15 protein-coding genes and 1 pseudogene are annotated in these 15,593 nt (G+C 71.7%); 12 read left to right on the top strand and 4 right to left on the bottom strand.

Going from position 1 to position 15,593, the window contains the following annotated elements; all coding sequences use genetic code 11:
• The first annotated feature begins 161 nt into the window (after positions 1-161).
• The 5 genes from ACH45E_RS32840 (at position 162) to ACH45E_RS32860 (ending at position 2,796) form a co-directional block, all read left to right on the top strand.
• A complete protein-coding gene (locus tag ACH45E_RS32840; protein ID WP_361447130.1) occupies positions 162-539 on the top strand; it encodes a sortase-dependent protein in 378 nt (125 codons plus the stop codon).
• A complete protein-coding gene (locus ACH45E_RS32845) occupies positions 536-1,159 on the top strand; it encodes a class F sortase (protein ID WP_361447128.1) in 624 nt (207 codons plus the stop codon). Before ACH45E_RS32840 ends, ACH45E_RS32845 begins: the two co-directional genes overlap by 4 nt.
• A 98-nt stretch (positions 1,160-1,257) precedes the next feature.
• Positions 1,258-1,749 (top strand): RNA polymerase sigma factor, encoded by a 492-nt coding sequence (locus ACH45E_RS32850; RefSeq protein ID WP_361447126.1) that lies wholly within the window; start codon positions 1,258-1,260, stop codon positions 1,747-1,749.
• Positions 1,733-2,227: a hypothetical protein gene (locus ACH45E_RS32855; RefSeq protein ID WP_361447124.1), complete on the top strand. Its 495-nt coding sequence runs from the start codon at positions 1,733-1,735 to the stop codon at positions 2,225-2,227. The genes ACH45E_RS32850 and ACH45E_RS32855 overlap by 17 nt, the downstream gene beginning before the upstream one ends.
• 44 nt (positions 2,228-2,271) lie before the next feature.
• Entirely contained in the window at positions 2,272-2,796 is a 525-nt protein-coding gene (locus tag ACH45E_RS32860; protein ID WP_361447122.1) for a hypothetical protein, read from the top strand.
• Here ACH45E_RS32860 and ACH45E_RS32865 read toward each other — a convergent pair.
• Complete coding sequence (locus ACH45E_RS32865; RefSeq protein WP_361447121.1) at positions 2,741-3,946, bottom strand: serine hydrolase domain-containing protein; 1,206 nt, start codon at positions 3,944-3,946, stop codon at positions 2,741-2,743. The genes ACH45E_RS32860 and ACH45E_RS32865 overlap by 56 nt on opposite strands.
• 250 nt (positions 3,947-4,196) lie before the next feature.
• On the opposite strand from ACH45E_RS32865, the gene ACH45E_RS32870 reads away from it, so the two are divergent.
• Positions 4,197-5,897, top strand: coding sequence for a sigma-70 family RNA polymerase sigma factor (locus ACH45E_RS32870; protein ID WP_361447119.1), 1,701 nt, complete (start codon positions 4,197-4,199; stop codon positions 5,895-5,897).
• On the opposite strand, the gene ACH45E_RS32875 is transcribed toward ACH45E_RS32870, so the two are convergent.
• Both ACH45E_RS32875 and ACH45E_RS32880 read right to left on the bottom strand, forming a co-directional pair.
• On the bottom strand, positions 5,879-6,586 hold the full coding sequence (locus ACH45E_RS32875; protein ID WP_361447117.1) for a glycerophosphodiester phosphodiesterase: 708 nt from the start codon (positions 6,584-6,586) through the stop codon (positions 5,879-5,881). The two genes, ACH45E_RS32870 and ACH45E_RS32875, sit on opposite strands and share 19 nt — an antisense overlap.
• A 20-nt stretch (positions 6,587-6,606) precedes the next feature.
• A pseudogene (locus ACH45E_RS32880) lies at positions 6,607-7,727 on the bottom strand (adenosine deaminase).
• Between the two features lie 369 nt (positions 7,728-8,096).
• Between ACH45E_RS32880 and ACH45E_RS32885 the strand changes: the two are divergent.
• Positions 8,097-9,071, top strand: a complete 975-nt coding sequence (locus ACH45E_RS32885) for a hypothetical protein (RefSeq protein WP_361447115.1) — start codon at positions 8,097-8,099, stop codon at positions 9,069-9,071.
• 3 nt (positions 9,072-9,074) lie between these two features.
• Here the strand turns inward: ACH45E_RS32885 and ACH45E_RS32890 are convergent, their stop codons facing one another.
• Entirely contained in the window at positions 9,075-9,635 is a 561-nt protein-coding gene (locus ACH45E_RS32890) for an NADAR family protein (RefSeq protein WP_361447113.1), read from the bottom strand.
• A gap of 208 nt (positions 9,636-9,843) precedes the next feature.
• On the opposite strand from ACH45E_RS32890, the gene ACH45E_RS32895 reads away from it, so the two are divergent.
• The 5 genes from ACH45E_RS32895 (at position 9,844) to ACH45E_RS32915 (ending at position 15,578) form a co-directional block, all read left to right on the top strand.
• Positions 9,844-11,379, top strand: a complete 1,536-nt coding sequence (locus tag ACH45E_RS32895; RefSeq protein WP_361447111.1) for a gamma-aminobutyraldehyde dehydrogenase — start codon at positions 9,844-9,846, stop codon at positions 11,377-11,379.
• A 67-nt stretch (positions 11,380-11,446) separates the two neighbouring features.
• Positions 11,447-12,694 (top strand): spermidine/putrescine ABC transporter substrate-binding protein, encoded by a 1,248-nt coding sequence (locus ACH45E_RS32900; RefSeq protein WP_361447109.1) that lies wholly within the window; start codon positions 11,447-11,449, stop codon positions 12,692-12,694.
• Positions 12,691-13,848 (top strand): ABC transporter ATP-binding protein, encoded by a 1,158-nt coding sequence (locus ACH45E_RS32905; protein WP_361447107.1) that lies wholly within the window; start codon positions 12,691-12,693, stop codon positions 13,846-13,848. Before ACH45E_RS32900 ends, ACH45E_RS32905 begins: the two co-directional genes overlap by 4 nt.
• The gene (locus ACH45E_RS32910; RefSeq protein WP_361447105.1) at positions 13,848-14,777 is read left to right on the top strand and encodes an ABC transporter permease; all 930 of its coding nucleotides are present in this window, start codon (positions 13,848-13,850) and stop codon (positions 14,775-14,777) included. The genes ACH45E_RS32905 and ACH45E_RS32910 overlap by 1 nt, the downstream gene beginning before the upstream one ends.
• Positions 14,778-15,578, top strand: a complete 801-nt coding sequence (locus ACH45E_RS32915) for an ABC transporter permease (protein WP_361447103.1) — start codon at positions 14,778-14,780, stop codon at positions 15,576-15,578. It abuts the gene before it with no gap.
• Positions 15,579-15,593: the final 15 nt, after the last annotated feature.

Raw genomic sequence — 15,593 nt, forward strand, 5'->3', positions numbered from 1 at the left:
CGGTATGTCGACTCCCGTTAATCGGACGGCCTCGGACGACGCACGCCGGGCGGCTTTGCCATCTCTTTACAACCCGCCCCACCGCTCCCTCGTCTCTCTGCTCGATCCATGACACGGCCCGCCCCGCGACGGGCGGGCCGGACGACGAAAGAGAGCGATTCATGCGCCGAACAGTCCTCAGTGCCGCCGCCTTCGCGTGCGCCGCCGTGCTGGCGAGCACGGTGCCCGCCTTCGCCGCCGGGACGAGTGCGAGCCCGTCGCCCGCGCGGGAGGCCACCACCGCGCCCTCGGCCAGGCCCAGCAAGGTTCCGTCCGCGGAGCCGACCAGGGCGGCCACCCCCGTGCCGAGCGCCGTGCCGCGCGAGCGGCGGGGCCAGGTCGACGTCGTACCCTCGGGCGCGCCCAACACCGGTGTGGCCCCCGAGTCGAACGACTCCGGGTCGAACGGCATGCTGATCGGCACAGGTGCCGCCGGCGCGTTCGCCGTGGGCGGTGCGGCGCTCCTCGTCGTGCGCCGCCGTCGGGCGACCGGGGCATGACCTCGCTCTCCAGGCGCGCGTTCGTCACCGCGGCGACCGCCTCGCTGCTCGCCGGCTGCGGTTCCACGCCCCACCGGGCCGCCACCACCCCCTCCGCCGGTACGCCCACGGCCGGGCGGCCCGCCGCCGGCGGTGGCGCCGCCCACGGGGAGCACGCGCTGAGCCGTTCGGTCCCGGTGCGGCTGCGGATACCGTCCATCGGGGTCGACACCCCGGTGCTGCGGCTGGGGCTGGCCTCCGACGGCAGCGTGCAGGTGCCCCCGATCACGGCCCACGACCGGGCGGGCTGGTACCGGCACTCGCCGACGCCCGGTCAGGTGGGCCCGTCGGTGATCCTCGGTCACGTCACCGTCGGCGCCTACGGGGACGGGGTCTTCCGGCACCTCGACCGGCTGCGCCGCGGCGACCGGATCGCGGCGCGCCTGGAGAACGGCACCTCGGCCGAGTTCACCGTCACCACCGTACGGACCGTCGCCAAGGCCGACTTCCCGACCGAGGAGGTCTACGGGGACGTGCACCGGCCCGAGCTGCGGCTCATCACCTGCGGCGGCGCCCGTACCGGCGACGGATACCGGGACAACGTGATCGTGTTCGCCGCGCTGAGCGCCGCGAGTTCCTGACCCGTCCCGGCCGGACGACCCGATACCGGGCCGGCGGAACCCCCGCCGCCGGCCCGGGCTCTTCCCCACGAGTGCCCGAACCCCCTTCATGGAGAGCGTTGAAACGGTCCCGCGAGAAGGCAGCAGCCGAGCTGTTCGCCGCCCTCTATCCGCGCCTGGCCGGCTGGTGCCGCCGGCTGGTCGACGACGACGAGACGGCCCATGAGGTCGCCTCGGAGGCGTTCACCCGGCTCTGGGCCCGCTGGACGTCCGTGGCGGAACCCCGGGGCTTCCTCTACGTCACCGCCGCCAACCTCGTCCGGGACCACTGGCGCAAGATCGAGCGCGAGCGGAGGGCCGTGCACCGCGCCGGTGTCGAAGCGGCCGTCCGCCCGCCCGCCGAACAGGCCGACCCGTCGGTCCGGCTGCTCGTGCAGGCGCTGCCCGAACGGCTGCGCACCCCGATCCTGCTGCACTACTACGCTGACATGCCGATCCGGGAGGTGGCCGTGCTGACCGGGCGCAAGGAAGGAACCGTCAAGGCCGACCTGCACGCGGCCCGTGAACTGCTCCGCGCCCACCTGAGGAGAAGTCTTGATCACACACCCTGACGACGGTCCGGACTTCGACCCCGACGACCCCCTCGCCGTCATCCTCCGCCCGCCCTCCGAGCATCTCGCCGTGCCCCCGGGCCGGTTCGAGGAGATCCGCCGGACCGCGGGCCGCCGCAGGGTGCTGCGCGCTGCGGCCGGAGTCGGCGCGTCGTGCGCGGTCGCCGCCGTCCTCGCGCTGCCGTTCCTGCGGTCGGGCCACGAGCCCCCCGCGTCCCCGGTGGTCCCGCTCGCCCCGCCCCCCGCGAGCAGTCCGTCGGCCGTGCCCTCCCCGTCGGCCACACCCGGCCGCGGCCAGACCACCGTCCCGAACCCTCGCCCCACCCCCCGTCCCACCGGAACGAGCCCGACCCGCGGTCGCGTGCCGGTCGAGAAGACCCCCACGAGCGCGCCCAACCGCTCGGCCTCGGCGACACCGAGCGTGCCCGACGCGGAGCCGTCGGTGAGTCGGGAGCGGACCCCGCGCACCCGGTCCTGAACTCCGGTTTTGAACACGTTCAACTCTGGGCGTACGCTCCTGCCATGAGCGACAGAGCCGCCCAACTCAAGGGCATCCGCGTCTGGCTGGCCTGCTTCGTCGTGTGCCTGGTGCTCAGCGGCGCCACCGCCTTCCCCCTGGTCCACGAACTGCGCTGGACGGAGGACGTGCTGCGCTCGCTGTCCGTGCCGGAGCACCTGCCGGGACTCATGGACTGGATCTCGCGCGTGCGGCACGGGCTGGACACCGCCGACGCCGAGTACCCCTTCCTCCTCTACGGCACGGACTGGCTGGCCTTCGCCCACCTGGTCATCGCGGTCGCCTTCTACGGGCCGTACCGCGACCCCGTCCGCAACATCTGGGTCGTCGAGTTCGGGATGATCGCCTGCGCCGGCATCATCCCGCTCGCGCTGATCTGCGGGCCGATCCGTCACATCCCCTTCTGGTGGAGCATGATCGACATGTCGTTCGGGGTGTTCGGGATCGTCCCGCTGTATGTCGTACGGCGGAAGATCAAGCGGCTGGATGCGATCGGTTCGCCGAACCCGGTTCCTGCTCCCGCTGCTTGAGCGCGGCCAGGGCGATCCGCTTGGCCACCGGGTTCATGTCCTCGCCCTTGGCGTCCGTCGAGCCGACCGAGTAGACGAGGGTGCGGCTCAGGTTCCTGGTCGCCGCGATGAGGCTGTTGTAGCCGTACCGGCCCCCGGACTTGAGCCAGTACACCTGCCCCTCGTACTCGAACCGCTGGAGCCCCGCGCTGTAGGTGGCGCCGTCGATCCCCGACGGGACCGTGAACATCTCCTCCAGTTGCGGACCGGGCACGATCCGCCCCCGGAAGAGCGAGGTGAGCAGCCGCTCCAGGTCGGCGGTCGTGGAGATCATGTCCCCGGCCGCCCACCGGTCCGCCTGGTTCCACTCCGTCACGTCGACGAACTCCGTCGTCCCGTCGGCCTTCGTCACCTTCTGGTAGCCGTGGTTGTGCGGGCCGAGGATGCGCGGGTCGGTGCCCGGGAAGTACGAGTCCCGCATCCCGGCCGGGCGCAGCACCAGCCGGGTGGCCTCGTCGGCGTACGAGTGGCCGGTCACCTTCTCGATCAGCATGCCGAGGATCGTGTAGTTGATGTTGAGGTAGTCCTGCTTCTTGCCCGGGCAGAACTCCGGCCCCTTCGCCACCGCGGACTTCACGACCTGCGCGGGGGTGAGGGTGTCGAAGCGGTGTGCGTACTGCTCCTCGAAGGAGTCGCCCCAGCCGTCGCCGGACTGGATACCGCTGGTGTGGTTCAGCAACTGCCGTACGGTGACCGGCTCGCGGAATTTCGGGCCGAGCAGCCCCGGAAGGTAGCGCTCGATCGACGCGTTCAGGTCGACGCGGCCCTCGGCGGCGAGCCTTAGCACGGCCGCCGCCGTCACCACCTTCGTCGTCGAACCGGCCCGGAAGCGCGCGTCGGGGTCCGCCGCCCGGCCGCTCGCCAGATCGTGCACCCCCGCGCTGCCCCGCCAGCCGCCGTCGGTGCCGCCGACCCGGACGAGCGCGGCGGTCGCGTCCGCGTCGGGCAGACCCGCGATCGCGGCGCGCAGCGCTTCGGCGTCCGGGGCGGAGGTGGCGTGTGCGGAGGCGGCCGGTGCGGACGTGGCGAAGGCGGGCCCGGCCAGCGGGCCTGCCGCGAGGGCCAGGACGAGGGAGGCGGTGAGGACGGTGGTGCGGCTGCGTACGCGCATCGAATGCTCCTGAGAGGGCGGGCGAGAGCTTTGTGATCATCCTCGCCTCGTGCCCACGGCCTCCGGATCGTCGTCGAGGAGGGCGCCGACCCTGGCCCATCCCTCACCAACTTCCCTGCCTGGTCCGGTCGTTGTCAGGGATGACACCTAGGGCGCGAAAAAACCGTTATCCCGGAGCCCTTCACTCCGTCTCCGCAGGTGTGATCCCCGGCATTGTCAACAACCCGGCCCCGGCTGAGAAGGTGCGGACATGAGGACGTACGCCGACGACAAGGCCGGGCGGCGCTGGCACACGACCATCGCGGCGGCACAGGACGGCGACCGGCGGGCCATGGACGAACTGGTCCAGGGCTGGCTGCCGTTGGTGTACAACGTCGTGGGCCGGGCGCTGAACGGCCACGCCGATGTCGACGACGTCGTCCAGGAGACCATGCTGCGGGCCGTCGGCAACCTGAACGCCCTGCGGGACCCGGACAGCTTCCGGTCCTGGCTGATGGCCATCGCCATGCGGCAGATACGGGACCGGGCCCGCCGCAGGCCGGACCGGCGGCTGGACGAGAACGTGCCCGAGGACGCCGCCGACTTCGCCGGACTCACCGTGCTGAGGCTGCAACTGGAGGGGCAGCGGCGCGAGGTCGCGGAGGCCGTGCGCTGGCTGGACCCCGAGGACCGGCAACTGCTGTCGCTGTGGTGGCTGGAGGTCGCCGGCGAACTGACCCGGCGCGAACTGGCGGCGGCCGTCGGCATCAGCCGGCAGCACGCCGCCGTGCGGGTGCAGCGGATGAAGGAGCGGCTGGAGACCTCGCGCGGCATCGTGCGTGCGCTGGACGGGGCGTGCCCCGAACTGCGGGAGCTGACCGCCCGCTGGGACGGCCGCCCCGACTCGGTCTGGCGCAAACGGCTGGCCCGGCACATCAGGGGCTGCGGCTACTGCGGCGACACCCGCGAACCGGTCGTACCGGCGGCGCGGCTCCTCGCCGGGATCGCCCTGGTTCCGGTCCCGGCGGGCTTCGCGCTGTCGCTGGCCCTCGGCGGCAAGACGGCGGTGGCCGCCACCGCGGCGGCCACGGCGACGACGGCCGGCTGGTCCGCCAAGGTGCTGGGCGCGCTGACCAAGCCGGCCGTTGCGGTGACGGCGGGCGCGACGATCGTCGCGGGCGGCGCGTACGTCGTCGTACAGACTCCCGACGACCCGCCCGCGCACACCGCGCCCGCCCCCACGGCGCACACCGTGACCGCGCCCCCGCCGCCGGCCGCCACCACCCGCCCGCGCTCCGCGACCGCGTCCCCCTCGCCGACGCCGTCCTCCTCGCCGAAGACGGGCCGGTACGGCACGGTCGTCGACGCCGTCGACCGCGCCCCGGACCCGGACACCCCGCCCGCGGCCCTGCCGCACCGGCCCGCGTCCGGCATCACCAGCAGCGGCGGGGCGCACGCCACCATGAACCACCGGGGAGACGGCGTGACCCTCAGCGGCCAGGGCTACGTCCTCGTCCGCTGGCAGATCTCACCGCAGTACCGGGCCGGCAGCCTGGTCATGCCGAGCTGGACCGGACTGAAGGGCAAGATCTTCCATGTGGCCTCGGGCGGTGGCCGCCGCATGGACGACCCCGTCAGCAGCACCGACAGCTCCGCCACCGGCATGGGCGACTCGGCCACCGGCTACGCGGTCCTGCCGTCCGGCACCCAGCAGATGTGGCAGAACGAGTACTTCTACGTCGACGGCAGCGTCACCCTCACCGTGAACGAGCGCGGCGCCGACTACGGACTGAACGTCTTCCCGACGACCTGGGACGCGGTGGAGAAGGACGTGACGACCGGCCCCGGCCAGGGAGCCGAGCGCTACGGTCTCGTCCGGGACACCGGCAAGGACGACGCCCCGGTTCCCCAGTACCTCACCCGTGCCACGCCCGCCGACCCGGCGACGGTCGCTCAGCGGTCGAGGGTGTAGCCGGCGGTGTGCGTGCGCAGGGCGCACAGCAGGTCGATGCGGTTCGTGGTGATCGAGTCCACGCCGAGGTCGAGCAGGCGGCGCAGGGAGCGGCGGGTGTCGGGGGTCCATACGGACAGCAGGTGGCCGCCGCGGTGGACGCGGGCCGCGAGGGCGTGGTCGACCAGCGTGAAGCGGTAGTTCAGCCAGCGCGGGCGTACGACGTCGAGCAGGCCGGCCCGCGGGGGCGCCAGCGTCGTCCAGGTCAGGGCTATCTCGGCGGCGGGGTCCGCGGCACGCACCGCGAGCATCGTCTCGGCACCGGCGCAGTAGTACACGCGGTCCCGGGCCCCGCACTCCCGTACGACGCCGACGATCTCCCGCACCGGCCGGGGGCCGGGCCGCCCGGGCAGGTCGATCAGCACCCGGGTGCCGTCCGTCGCGGCCAGCGCGTCCACCAGCGTCGGCACGCCGCCCGCGGTGAGTCCGCGCACCTCGTCGGCCGACAGCGAGCGCAGCGGCCGGTCGTGCCCCCACAACCGCTTCAGCGTGGCGTCGTGCAGCAGTACGGGCACGCCGTCACGGGTGAGCCGTACGTCGAACTCGACCGCGTCCGCGCCCTGGTCGAGCGCGGAACGCAGTGAGTCGAGCGTGTTCTCACGGAAGCGGTAGGGGTCTCCGCGGTGGGCCACGGCGGTCACGGTCTGCATGGACCCCATTGTGCGGGGGGTCAGGAAGCGAGCCACGCCGAGGTGTAGGCGTCGATCTCCCCGGCGATCCTGGCCTTGCCCGCCGCGTCCAGGAAGGACGCCTCGACGGCGTTCTTCGCGAGGTCGGCGAGGCCGCGCTCGTCGAGCTCGAGGAGGCGGGCGGCGACCCCGTACTCGTTGTTGAGGTCGGTGCCGAACATGGGCGGGTCGTCGGAGTTGACCGTGACCAGGATCCCGGCCCGCACGAACTCCCGGATCGGGTGCTCGTCGAGGGTGCGGACCGCGCGCGTGGCGATGTTGGAGGTCGGGCAGACCTCCAGCGGGATGCGGTGCTCGGCGAGGTGGGCGAGCAGCTTCGGGTCCTGCGCGGAGCTGGTGCCGTGCCCGATGCGCTCGGCGCCCAGCTCGGTCAGGGCGTCCCACACCGTCTGCGGGCCGGTGGTCTCGCCCGCGTGCGGCACCGAGTGCAGCCCGGCGGCGATGGCCCGGTCGAAGTACGGCTTGAACTGCGGGCGCGGTACGCCGATCTCGGGGCCGCCCAGACCGAAGGAGACCAGGCCCTCCGGGCGCAGCCGGTCGTCGGTGGCCAGCCGTGCCGTCTCCTCGGCCGACTCCAGGCCCGCCTCGCCGGGAATGTCGAAGCACCAGCGCAGCACGGTCCCGAACTCGGCCTCGGCCGCCTTGCGCGCGTCCTCGATGGCGTCCATGAAGGCGGCCTCGTCGATGCCGCGCCGGGTGGAGGAGAACGGGGTGATGGTCAGCTCGGCGTACCGTACCTGCTGCCGGGCCAGGTCGCGGGCCACCTCGTACGTCAGCAGCCGGACGTCCTCCGGGTTCCGGATCAGGTCCACGACCGACAGGTACACGTCGATGAAGTGCGCGAAGTCCGTGAAGGTGAAGTAGTCGACCAGGGCCTCGGGGTCGGTGGGGACCTTGGAGTCGGGGTGGCGGGCCGCCAGTGCCGAGACGATCCGGGGGGAGGCGGAGCCGACGTGGTGGACGTGCAGTTCGGCCTTGGGCAGCCCCGCGATGAAGGCGTGCAGGCCGCGGTCGGCGGTGCCGGCGGCGGGTACGGCGCTGAAGTCGGTCAAGGTTCCTCCCCGGAACGGCGCCCACGGACCGGGGTCCGGGCGCGGGTGATCGGCTGATCGGTGACTCGGGGATCATCGTAGGCCGGGCCCGTACCGAGCGTGGACCGGCCTTACGATGACGGCACGCCGACGAGAGGGGACCGCCGACCATGCCCGAAGAGGCGCCACAGGCTCCGGGAAACCCCGCGGAACCCCTCCCGGGCCAGGAAGCGGGCGACCCCGCACCGGCGGACCGCGTGCCCGCGGACCGAGGACCTGGCGCCCCGGGACCCGGCGTACCCCTGACCAAGCCCGGAGCCGAGCCCGAGGCCGCCTCCCCACGGGCGACACCCGCACCGCCCGTCGACAAAGCGCCGGCGGACCGTGTGCCCACGGGCCAGCCGCAAGTGGACCGAATACATCACGGTCCAGGACCCGCCGTGCCCCTGACCAAGCCCGGAGCCCCGGCCGCGCCCGCCTCCCCCTGGACGGCGCCCGCACCGCCGGACGCCCCGCGAGCCGACCCCGGTCCCTGGGCGGCCCCGGCCTCCCACTCCGGCCCGGGCGAGACCGTTGCCCCCGGCGCACCCGCACCGGACGTCGACAGCGTGCCGGCGGACTCCGTGCCCCCGCGCCAGGCGCCGGTGGACCGGGAACACCGCGGCTCGGGACCCGGCGTGCCCCTGGACAAGCCGGGAGTCCCGGACCGGACCGCGCCCGGACCGTCCGACGCCCCGCGGGCCGACCCCGGTCCCTGGGCGGCTCCGGCCGCCGTTCCCGGGCCGGGCGAGACCGCCGTCTCCGGTGCCGCGGGCGCTCCCGCACCGTCCGGCGCCCCGCGGACCGACCCCGGTCCCTGGGCGGCCCCGGCCTCCCGTCCCGGCCCGGGCGACACCGCCGTCTCCGGTGCCGCGGGCAGCCCCGCATCGCCCTTCGTCCACGACCAGCGGACCGTCACCTCTCTTCCGGACGCGCCGCCGGCCTGGGCCGCCCCGGCCGCGCCCGTGGCGTGGAGCCCGCCCGCGAACCCCTTCGCCCCGCCTGCCGCGACCACCCCGCAGCACCTGTACAGCCCCGTCCCGCCGCCACCCATAGCCCCCGACGGCCCCGGACAGCTCCCGTACGGCTATCCGGCCGGGCCCGGATACGGCTGGCCCGGTATGCAGCCGATGCCGAGCAACGGGATGGGCACGGCGGCGCTGTCGCTGGGCATCCTGGCCGCCCTCTGCTTCTGTCTGTGGCCGCTGGCCATCGTGCTCGGCGTACTGGCGGTGATCTTCGGCGGGATCGGCCGCGGCAAGGCGCGCCGCGGTGAGGCGACCAACGGCGGCCAGGCCCTGGCCGGGATCATCTGCGGGGCCGCCGGCATCGTCCTCGGTTTCGCGGCGATCGCCTTCTACGCCGCGACGGCCTGACGCTCAGGCCCCCTGCGCCAGCCTCTCCCGCGCCTCCATCAGCGCGAACCCCAGCAGGTTCGGCCCCCGCCACCGCTCCGGGTCCGCCGCCGCCTCGTGGTCCGCCGCGAGGCCGATGCCCCACACCCGGTCCACGGGGCTCGCCTCCACCAGGACCCGGTCCCCGGTGTTCAGCAGGAACTCCCGCAGATCATCGTGCGCGGCGAACTTGTGGACGCTGCCCTCGACCACGATCCCGAACCGCTCGCGCTCCCATATCGCCTCGTCGAAGCCGCGCACCAGCCGCCCCGCCTTCTTGGCCTGCGAGGGATGCCCGGCCGCCAGCACCCGGCGCTCCGCCTCGGCGTCCTCGAAGAGCCGCGCCTTGCCGGCCATCATCCAGTGCTCGGCCGTCGCGTACTCCACCCCGTCCACCACGAACGGTGACGGCCACCACTGGCTCAGACAGCTCGCGCCGACCCGCCCGTCCGGCCGCGGCCGGTGCCCCCAGAAGTGCAGGTACTTGACCCGCGCCCCCGTGCGGACCTCCCTGATCAGGGCTTCCACACCATCGATCTTCCCCATGCACGCGAGTCTGGCACGCACCACTGACACTCCGTCCCCCCTTTACCGCGCCCACTCGACACCTGGTCGACAGATTCCGTCGCGTAACCAAAAGGCAACAACGGAATCACTTGTTGGAGTCCCTCCGCTCTGTCAGGATCGGCACTCAAATCGAGCTGGAGCTACGCCACCCGCCCCCCGGGACGGGGCGACGGCCGAGGAGAGCGACATGCACAACCCGGGCACCGCCACCCCGGAACGATTCCCCGCGCAGGAGCGCCTCGCGGACGGCGCGCAGTTCATCGCCGGACGCCTCACCCCGGGCACCTCCGGCCGCACGCACGCCGTGGTCGACCCGGCGAGCGGCAAGGACGTGTACACGTACGAGCTGGCCGGGACGGACGACGTCGACGCGGCCGTGGCCGCCGCCCGCGAGGCCTTCCCGGCCTGGGCAGCGACCACCCCGGGCGAGCGCTCCGACGCGCTGCACCGCTTCGCCGCCGTGATCGCCGACCGCGCCGAGGACTTCGCCCGCGCCGAGTCCCTCCAGTGCGGCAAGCCGCTCAAGCTCACCCGGGAGTTCGACGTCCCCGGGACCATCGACAACACCGCCTTCTTCGCGGGCGCCGCCCGGCACCTGGCGGGGCAGTCCGCCGGTGAGTACTCCGGCGACCACACCTCGTACGTCCGCCGCGAACCCATCGGTGTCGTCGGCTCCATCGCGCCCTGGAACTACCCGCTCCAGATGGCCGCCTGGAAGATCCTCCCGGCGATCGCCGCGGGCAACACCATCGTGCTGAAGCCCGCCGAGCTGACCCCGCTGACCTCACTGCTCTTCGCCCAGGCGGCGACCGACGCGGGCATCCCGGACGGGGTGATCAACATCGTCACCGGCACCGGCCGGGAGGCCGGCGAGCACCTCGTCGGCCACCCGGACGTGGCCATGACCTCCTTCACCGGGTCCACCGCCGTCGGCAAGCGGGTCGCCGAGATCGCCACCGCCACCGTCAAGCGCCTCCACCTGGAGCTCGGCGGCAAGGCACCCTTCGTGGTCTTCGACGACGCCGACCTGGAGGCGGCCGTCCACGGCGCCGTCGCGGGCGCGCTCATCAACACCGGGCAGGACTGCACCGCCGCCACGCGCGCGTACGTGCAGCGCCCGCTCTACGAGGCGTTCGTCGAGCGGACCGCCGCCCTCATGGACAGTGTCCGGCTCGGCGACCCGTTCGCCCACGGCACCGACCTCGGCCCGCTCATCTCGCACGTCCAGCGCGACCGCGTCGCCGCCTTCGTCAGCCGGGCGCGTGGCTACGCGCGCGTGGTGGCCGGCGGCGAGGCTCCGCAGGGGGACCTCGCGAACGGCGCGTACTACCGGCCCACCCTGATCGCCGACGCACCGCAGGACAGCGAAGTCGTCCAGGCGGAGATCTTCGGTCCCGTGCTGGTCGTGCTCCCGTTCGACGGTGATGATGAGGGCATCCGGCTGGCCAACGACACCCCCTACGGCCTCGCCGCCTCGGCGTGGAGCCGGGACGTCTACCGCGCGAACCGCGCGACCCGCGAGATCAAGGCGGGGTGCGTCTGGGTCAACGACCACATTCCGATCATCAGCGAGATGCCGCACGGAGGCTACAAGCAGTCCGGCTACGGCAAGGACATGTCGGCGTATTCGTTCGAGGAATACACCCAGGTCAAGCACGTCATGTTCGACAACACAGCGGTGGTCCGGAAGGACTGGCACCGCACGATCTTCGGGGACCGATAGCGAAGACCGGCCGCCGCCGGACGACCACGGCGGGCCCGACCCACCCTTCCGAAAGGGCACCACGCGCATGGAGCAGTACGAGCCCGGCCGCCTGACGCCGGTCCAAGTGGCCGCGATGCGGCGCAGCCTCCGCAACGGCCGGGCTGCCATGACCCGCCGGTCGCTGCTGCGCGCCTCCACGGGCGGCGCGCTCACCCTGGGCGGTCTCGGGGCGCTGAGCGCCTGCGGGATCCCGGCGGCCGGCAGGACGCAGGGCGGCACGTCCGCCGCGGACCACTCGGCCCAGGAGAAGGTCGTCAACTTCTCCAACTGGACCGAGTACATCGACATCGACGACAGCGGCAAGCACCACCCCACGCTGGAGGCGTTCGCCAAGCGGACCGGCATCGAGGTCAAGTACACCGAGGACATCAACGACAACAACGACTTCTTCGGCAAGATCAAGCCGCAGCTCGCCGCGGGGCAGGACACCGGCCGCGACATCATCGTCCTCACCGACTGGCTGGCCGCCCGCCTCATCCGCCTGGGGTGGGTCCAGAAACTGGACCCCTCCAACCTGCCGCACGCCTACACCAACCTGTCGGCGCAGTTCCGCAACCCCGACTGGGACCCCGGCCGCGCCTACTCCTACCCGTGGCAGGGCATCTCGACCGTCATCGCCTACAACAAGAAGGCGCTCGACGGCATCGAGGTGAAGTCGGTCTCCGACCTTCTCGACAACCCGAAGCTCAAGGGCCGCGTCGGCTTCCTGTCGGAGATGCGCGACAGCATCGGCATGACGCTGCTCGACATGGGCAAGGACCCCGCGAAGTTCAGCGACGACGACTTCGACGCGGTGATCGCCCGGCTCCAGAAGGCCGTCGACAAGGGCCAGATCCGCCGCTTCACCGGCAACGACTACACCTCCGACCTCACCAAGGGCGACTTCGCGGCCTGCGTCGCCTGGGCCGGTGACGTCGTCCAGCTCAAGGCGGACAGCCCGGACGTCGACTTCGTCATCCCCGACAGCGGCTACATGACGTCGACCGACAACATGCTGGTCCCCAACAAGGCGCGCCACAAGACGAACGCCGAGCGGCTGATCGACTTCTACTACGAGCCCGCTCAGGCCGCCGCGCTCGCCGCCTACATCAACTACGTGTCTCCGGTCGACGGTGTGAAGCCCTACCTTGCGAAGATCGACAAGGACGCGGCGAACAACCCGCTGATCGTTCCCGACAAGGCCATGCAGGCCAGGTCCCATGCCTTCCGCTCCCTGAGCCAGAAGGAAGAGACGGCCTATGAAGAGAAGTTCGCGAAGCTCACAGGGGCGTGACGACGATGAAGACGACTGACAGCAGCGGCGACGTCCGCCTCTCCCACATAGGCAAGAGCTACGGCTCCTTCACCGCCGTCCACCCGCTGGACCTGACCGTCCCGCAGGGCTCCTTCTTCGCCCTGCTCGGCGCCTCCGGCTGCGGCAAGACCACCACCCTGCGCATGATCGCCGGTCTGGAGGAACCTTCCTCCGGCACCGTGCACCTCGGCGACCAGGACGTCACCCACCTGCCGCCGTACAAGCGGCCGGTGAACACCGTCTTCCAGTCCTACGCCCTCTTCCCGCACCTCGACATCTTCGAGAACGTCGCCTTCGGTCTGCGCCGGCGCGGCATCAGGACCGTGAAGAAGCAGGTCGAGGAGATGCTGGACCTCGTCCAGCTGGGCGAGCAGGCGCGCAAGAAGCCGCACCAGCTCTCCGGCGGCCAGCAGCAGCGGGTCGCCGTGGCCCGCGCACTCATCAACCACCCGAAGGTGCTCCTGCTCGACGAGCCCCTCGGCGCCCTCGACCTCAAACTGCGCCGCCAGATGCAGCTGGAGCTCAAGCGCATCCAGACCGAGGTCGGCATCACCTTCGTCCACGTCACGCACGACCAGGAGGAGGCCATGACGATGGCCGACACGGTCGCCGTGATGAACGCGGGCCGCGTGGAGCAGCTCGGCTCGCCCACCGACCTGTACGAGAACCCGCAGACCACCTTCGTCGCGAACTTCCTCGGCACCTCCAACCTGATCGAGGCCGAGGTCGACACCAGGAACGGCGACGACATCGTCCTCAAGGCCGGCGGCGGCAAGCTCGTACTGCCCCAGGCGCGGTGTTCCGCCCCGGCGGCGGCCGGCGGCAAGGTGCTGGTGGGCATCCGCCCGGAGAAGATCTCGCTCACGCACGCCGACGACGCGGGGGAGATCCCGGAGGGCCGCAACCGCATCACCGGCAAGATCGCCGACGCCAGCTTCATCGGTGTCTCCACGCAGTACGTGATCGACACCCCGGTCTGCGACGAGTTCGCGGTGTACGTGCAGAACGTCGACCGGGACGGCCGCCTCGTCCCCGGTGCCGACGTGGTCCTGCACTGGAGCCCGGCGCACACGTTCGGGCTGGACGCGGACCAGGACATCGATGCGGGCACCGAGGAAGAGGTCGCCGCCTGATGTCGACGCTCACCGAGGCGCCCCCGCCTCTCGCCCCCGCCGCCCCCGAGAAGAAGCCCCCGCGCAAGCGCGGCCGGTTCACCCCCTACTGGCTGCTGCTGCCCGGCATCCTCTGGCTGATCGTCTTCTTCGCCCTGCCGATGATCTACCAGGCCTCCACGTCCGTGCAGACGGGCTCCCTGGAGGAGGGCTACAAGGTCACCTGGCACTTCGCGACCTACTGGGACGCGCTGGCCGAGTACTGGCCGCAGTTCCTGCGCTCCGTCTTCTACGCGGCCGCCGCGACGATCCTGTGCCTGCTGCTCGGCTACCCGCTGGCCTATCTGATCGCCTTCCGGGCGGGCCGCTGGCGGAACCTGATCATGATCCTGGTGATCGCGCCGTTCTTCACCAGCTTCCTGATCCGCACCCTCGCCTGGAAGACGATCCTCGCGGACAGCGGCCCGGTCGTCGGCGCCCTCAACACGCTGCACGTCCTCGACCTCACCGACTGGCTCGGCTGGACGGCGGGCGACCGCGTACTGGCCACCCCGCTGGCGGTGGTGTGCGGCCTGACGTACAACTTCCTGCCCTTCATGATCCTGCCGTTGTACACCTCGCTCGAGCGGATCGACGGACGGCTGCACGAGGCGGCCGGCGACCTGTACGCCAGGCCCTGGACCACCTTCCGCAAAGTCACCTTCCCGCTGTCGATGCCGGGCGTGGTCTCCGGCACGCTGCTGACCTTCATCCCGGCGGCCGGCGACTACGTCAACGCCGAACTCCTCGGTTCCACCGACACCCGCATGATCGGCAACGTCATCCAGACGCAGTTCCTGCGGATCCTGGACTATCCGACGGCCGCCGCCCTCTCCTTCATCCTCATGGCCGCGATCCTCCTCATGGTCACGATCTACATCCGCCGGTCCGGGACGGAGGATCTGGTCTAAATGCCCATGCTCACCTGGCTCAAGCGCCGTCTCGTCGTCATCGCGGGACTGCTGACGCTCGCCTATCTGCTGCTGCCCAACGTCATCGTCACGGTGTTCTCCTTCAACAAACCGAAGGGCCGCTTCAACTACGAATGGCAGCAGTTCTCCACGGACGCCTGGAAGGACCCGTGCGGGGTCGCCGACATGTGCGGCTCGCTGTCCATCAGCCTCCAGATCGCCGTCTGGGCGACGGTCGGCGCCACGCTGCTCGGCACCCTGATCGCCTTCGCGCTGGTCCGCTACCGCTTCCGCGCCCGGTCGGCCGTGAACTCGCTGATCTTCCTGCCGATGGCCATGCCGGAGGTCGTCATGGCGGCCTCGCTGCTCACCCTGTTCCTCAACATGGGCGCTCAGCTGGGCTTCTGGACGATCCTGATCGCGCACATCATGTTCTGCCTCAGCTTCGTCGTCGTCGCGGTCAAGGCACGCGTGATGTCGATGGACCCGCGCCTGGAGGAGGCCGCCCGGGACCTCTACGCCGGGCCGGTGCAGACCTTCCTGCGGGTCACCCTGCCCATCGCGGCACCCGGAATCGCGGCGGGCGCGTTGCTGTCCTTCGCGCTCTCCTTCGACGATTTCATCATCACCAACTTCAACGCGGGCTCGACCGTCACCTTCCCCATGTTCGTGTGGGGTTCGGCGCAGCGCGGAACGCCCGTCCAGATCAATGTCATCGGTACGGCCATGTTCCTGGTCGCCGTGCTGCTCGTCCTGACCTCGATGCTCATCACCAACCGCCGGAACAAGCAAAAGGCATGACCGGAACAACCCGGA

This window comes from Streptomyces sp. NPDC020299 (assembly GCF_044387825.1).
Lineage (GTDB): Bacteria > Actinomycetota > Actinomycetes > Streptomycetales > Streptomycetaceae > Streptomyces.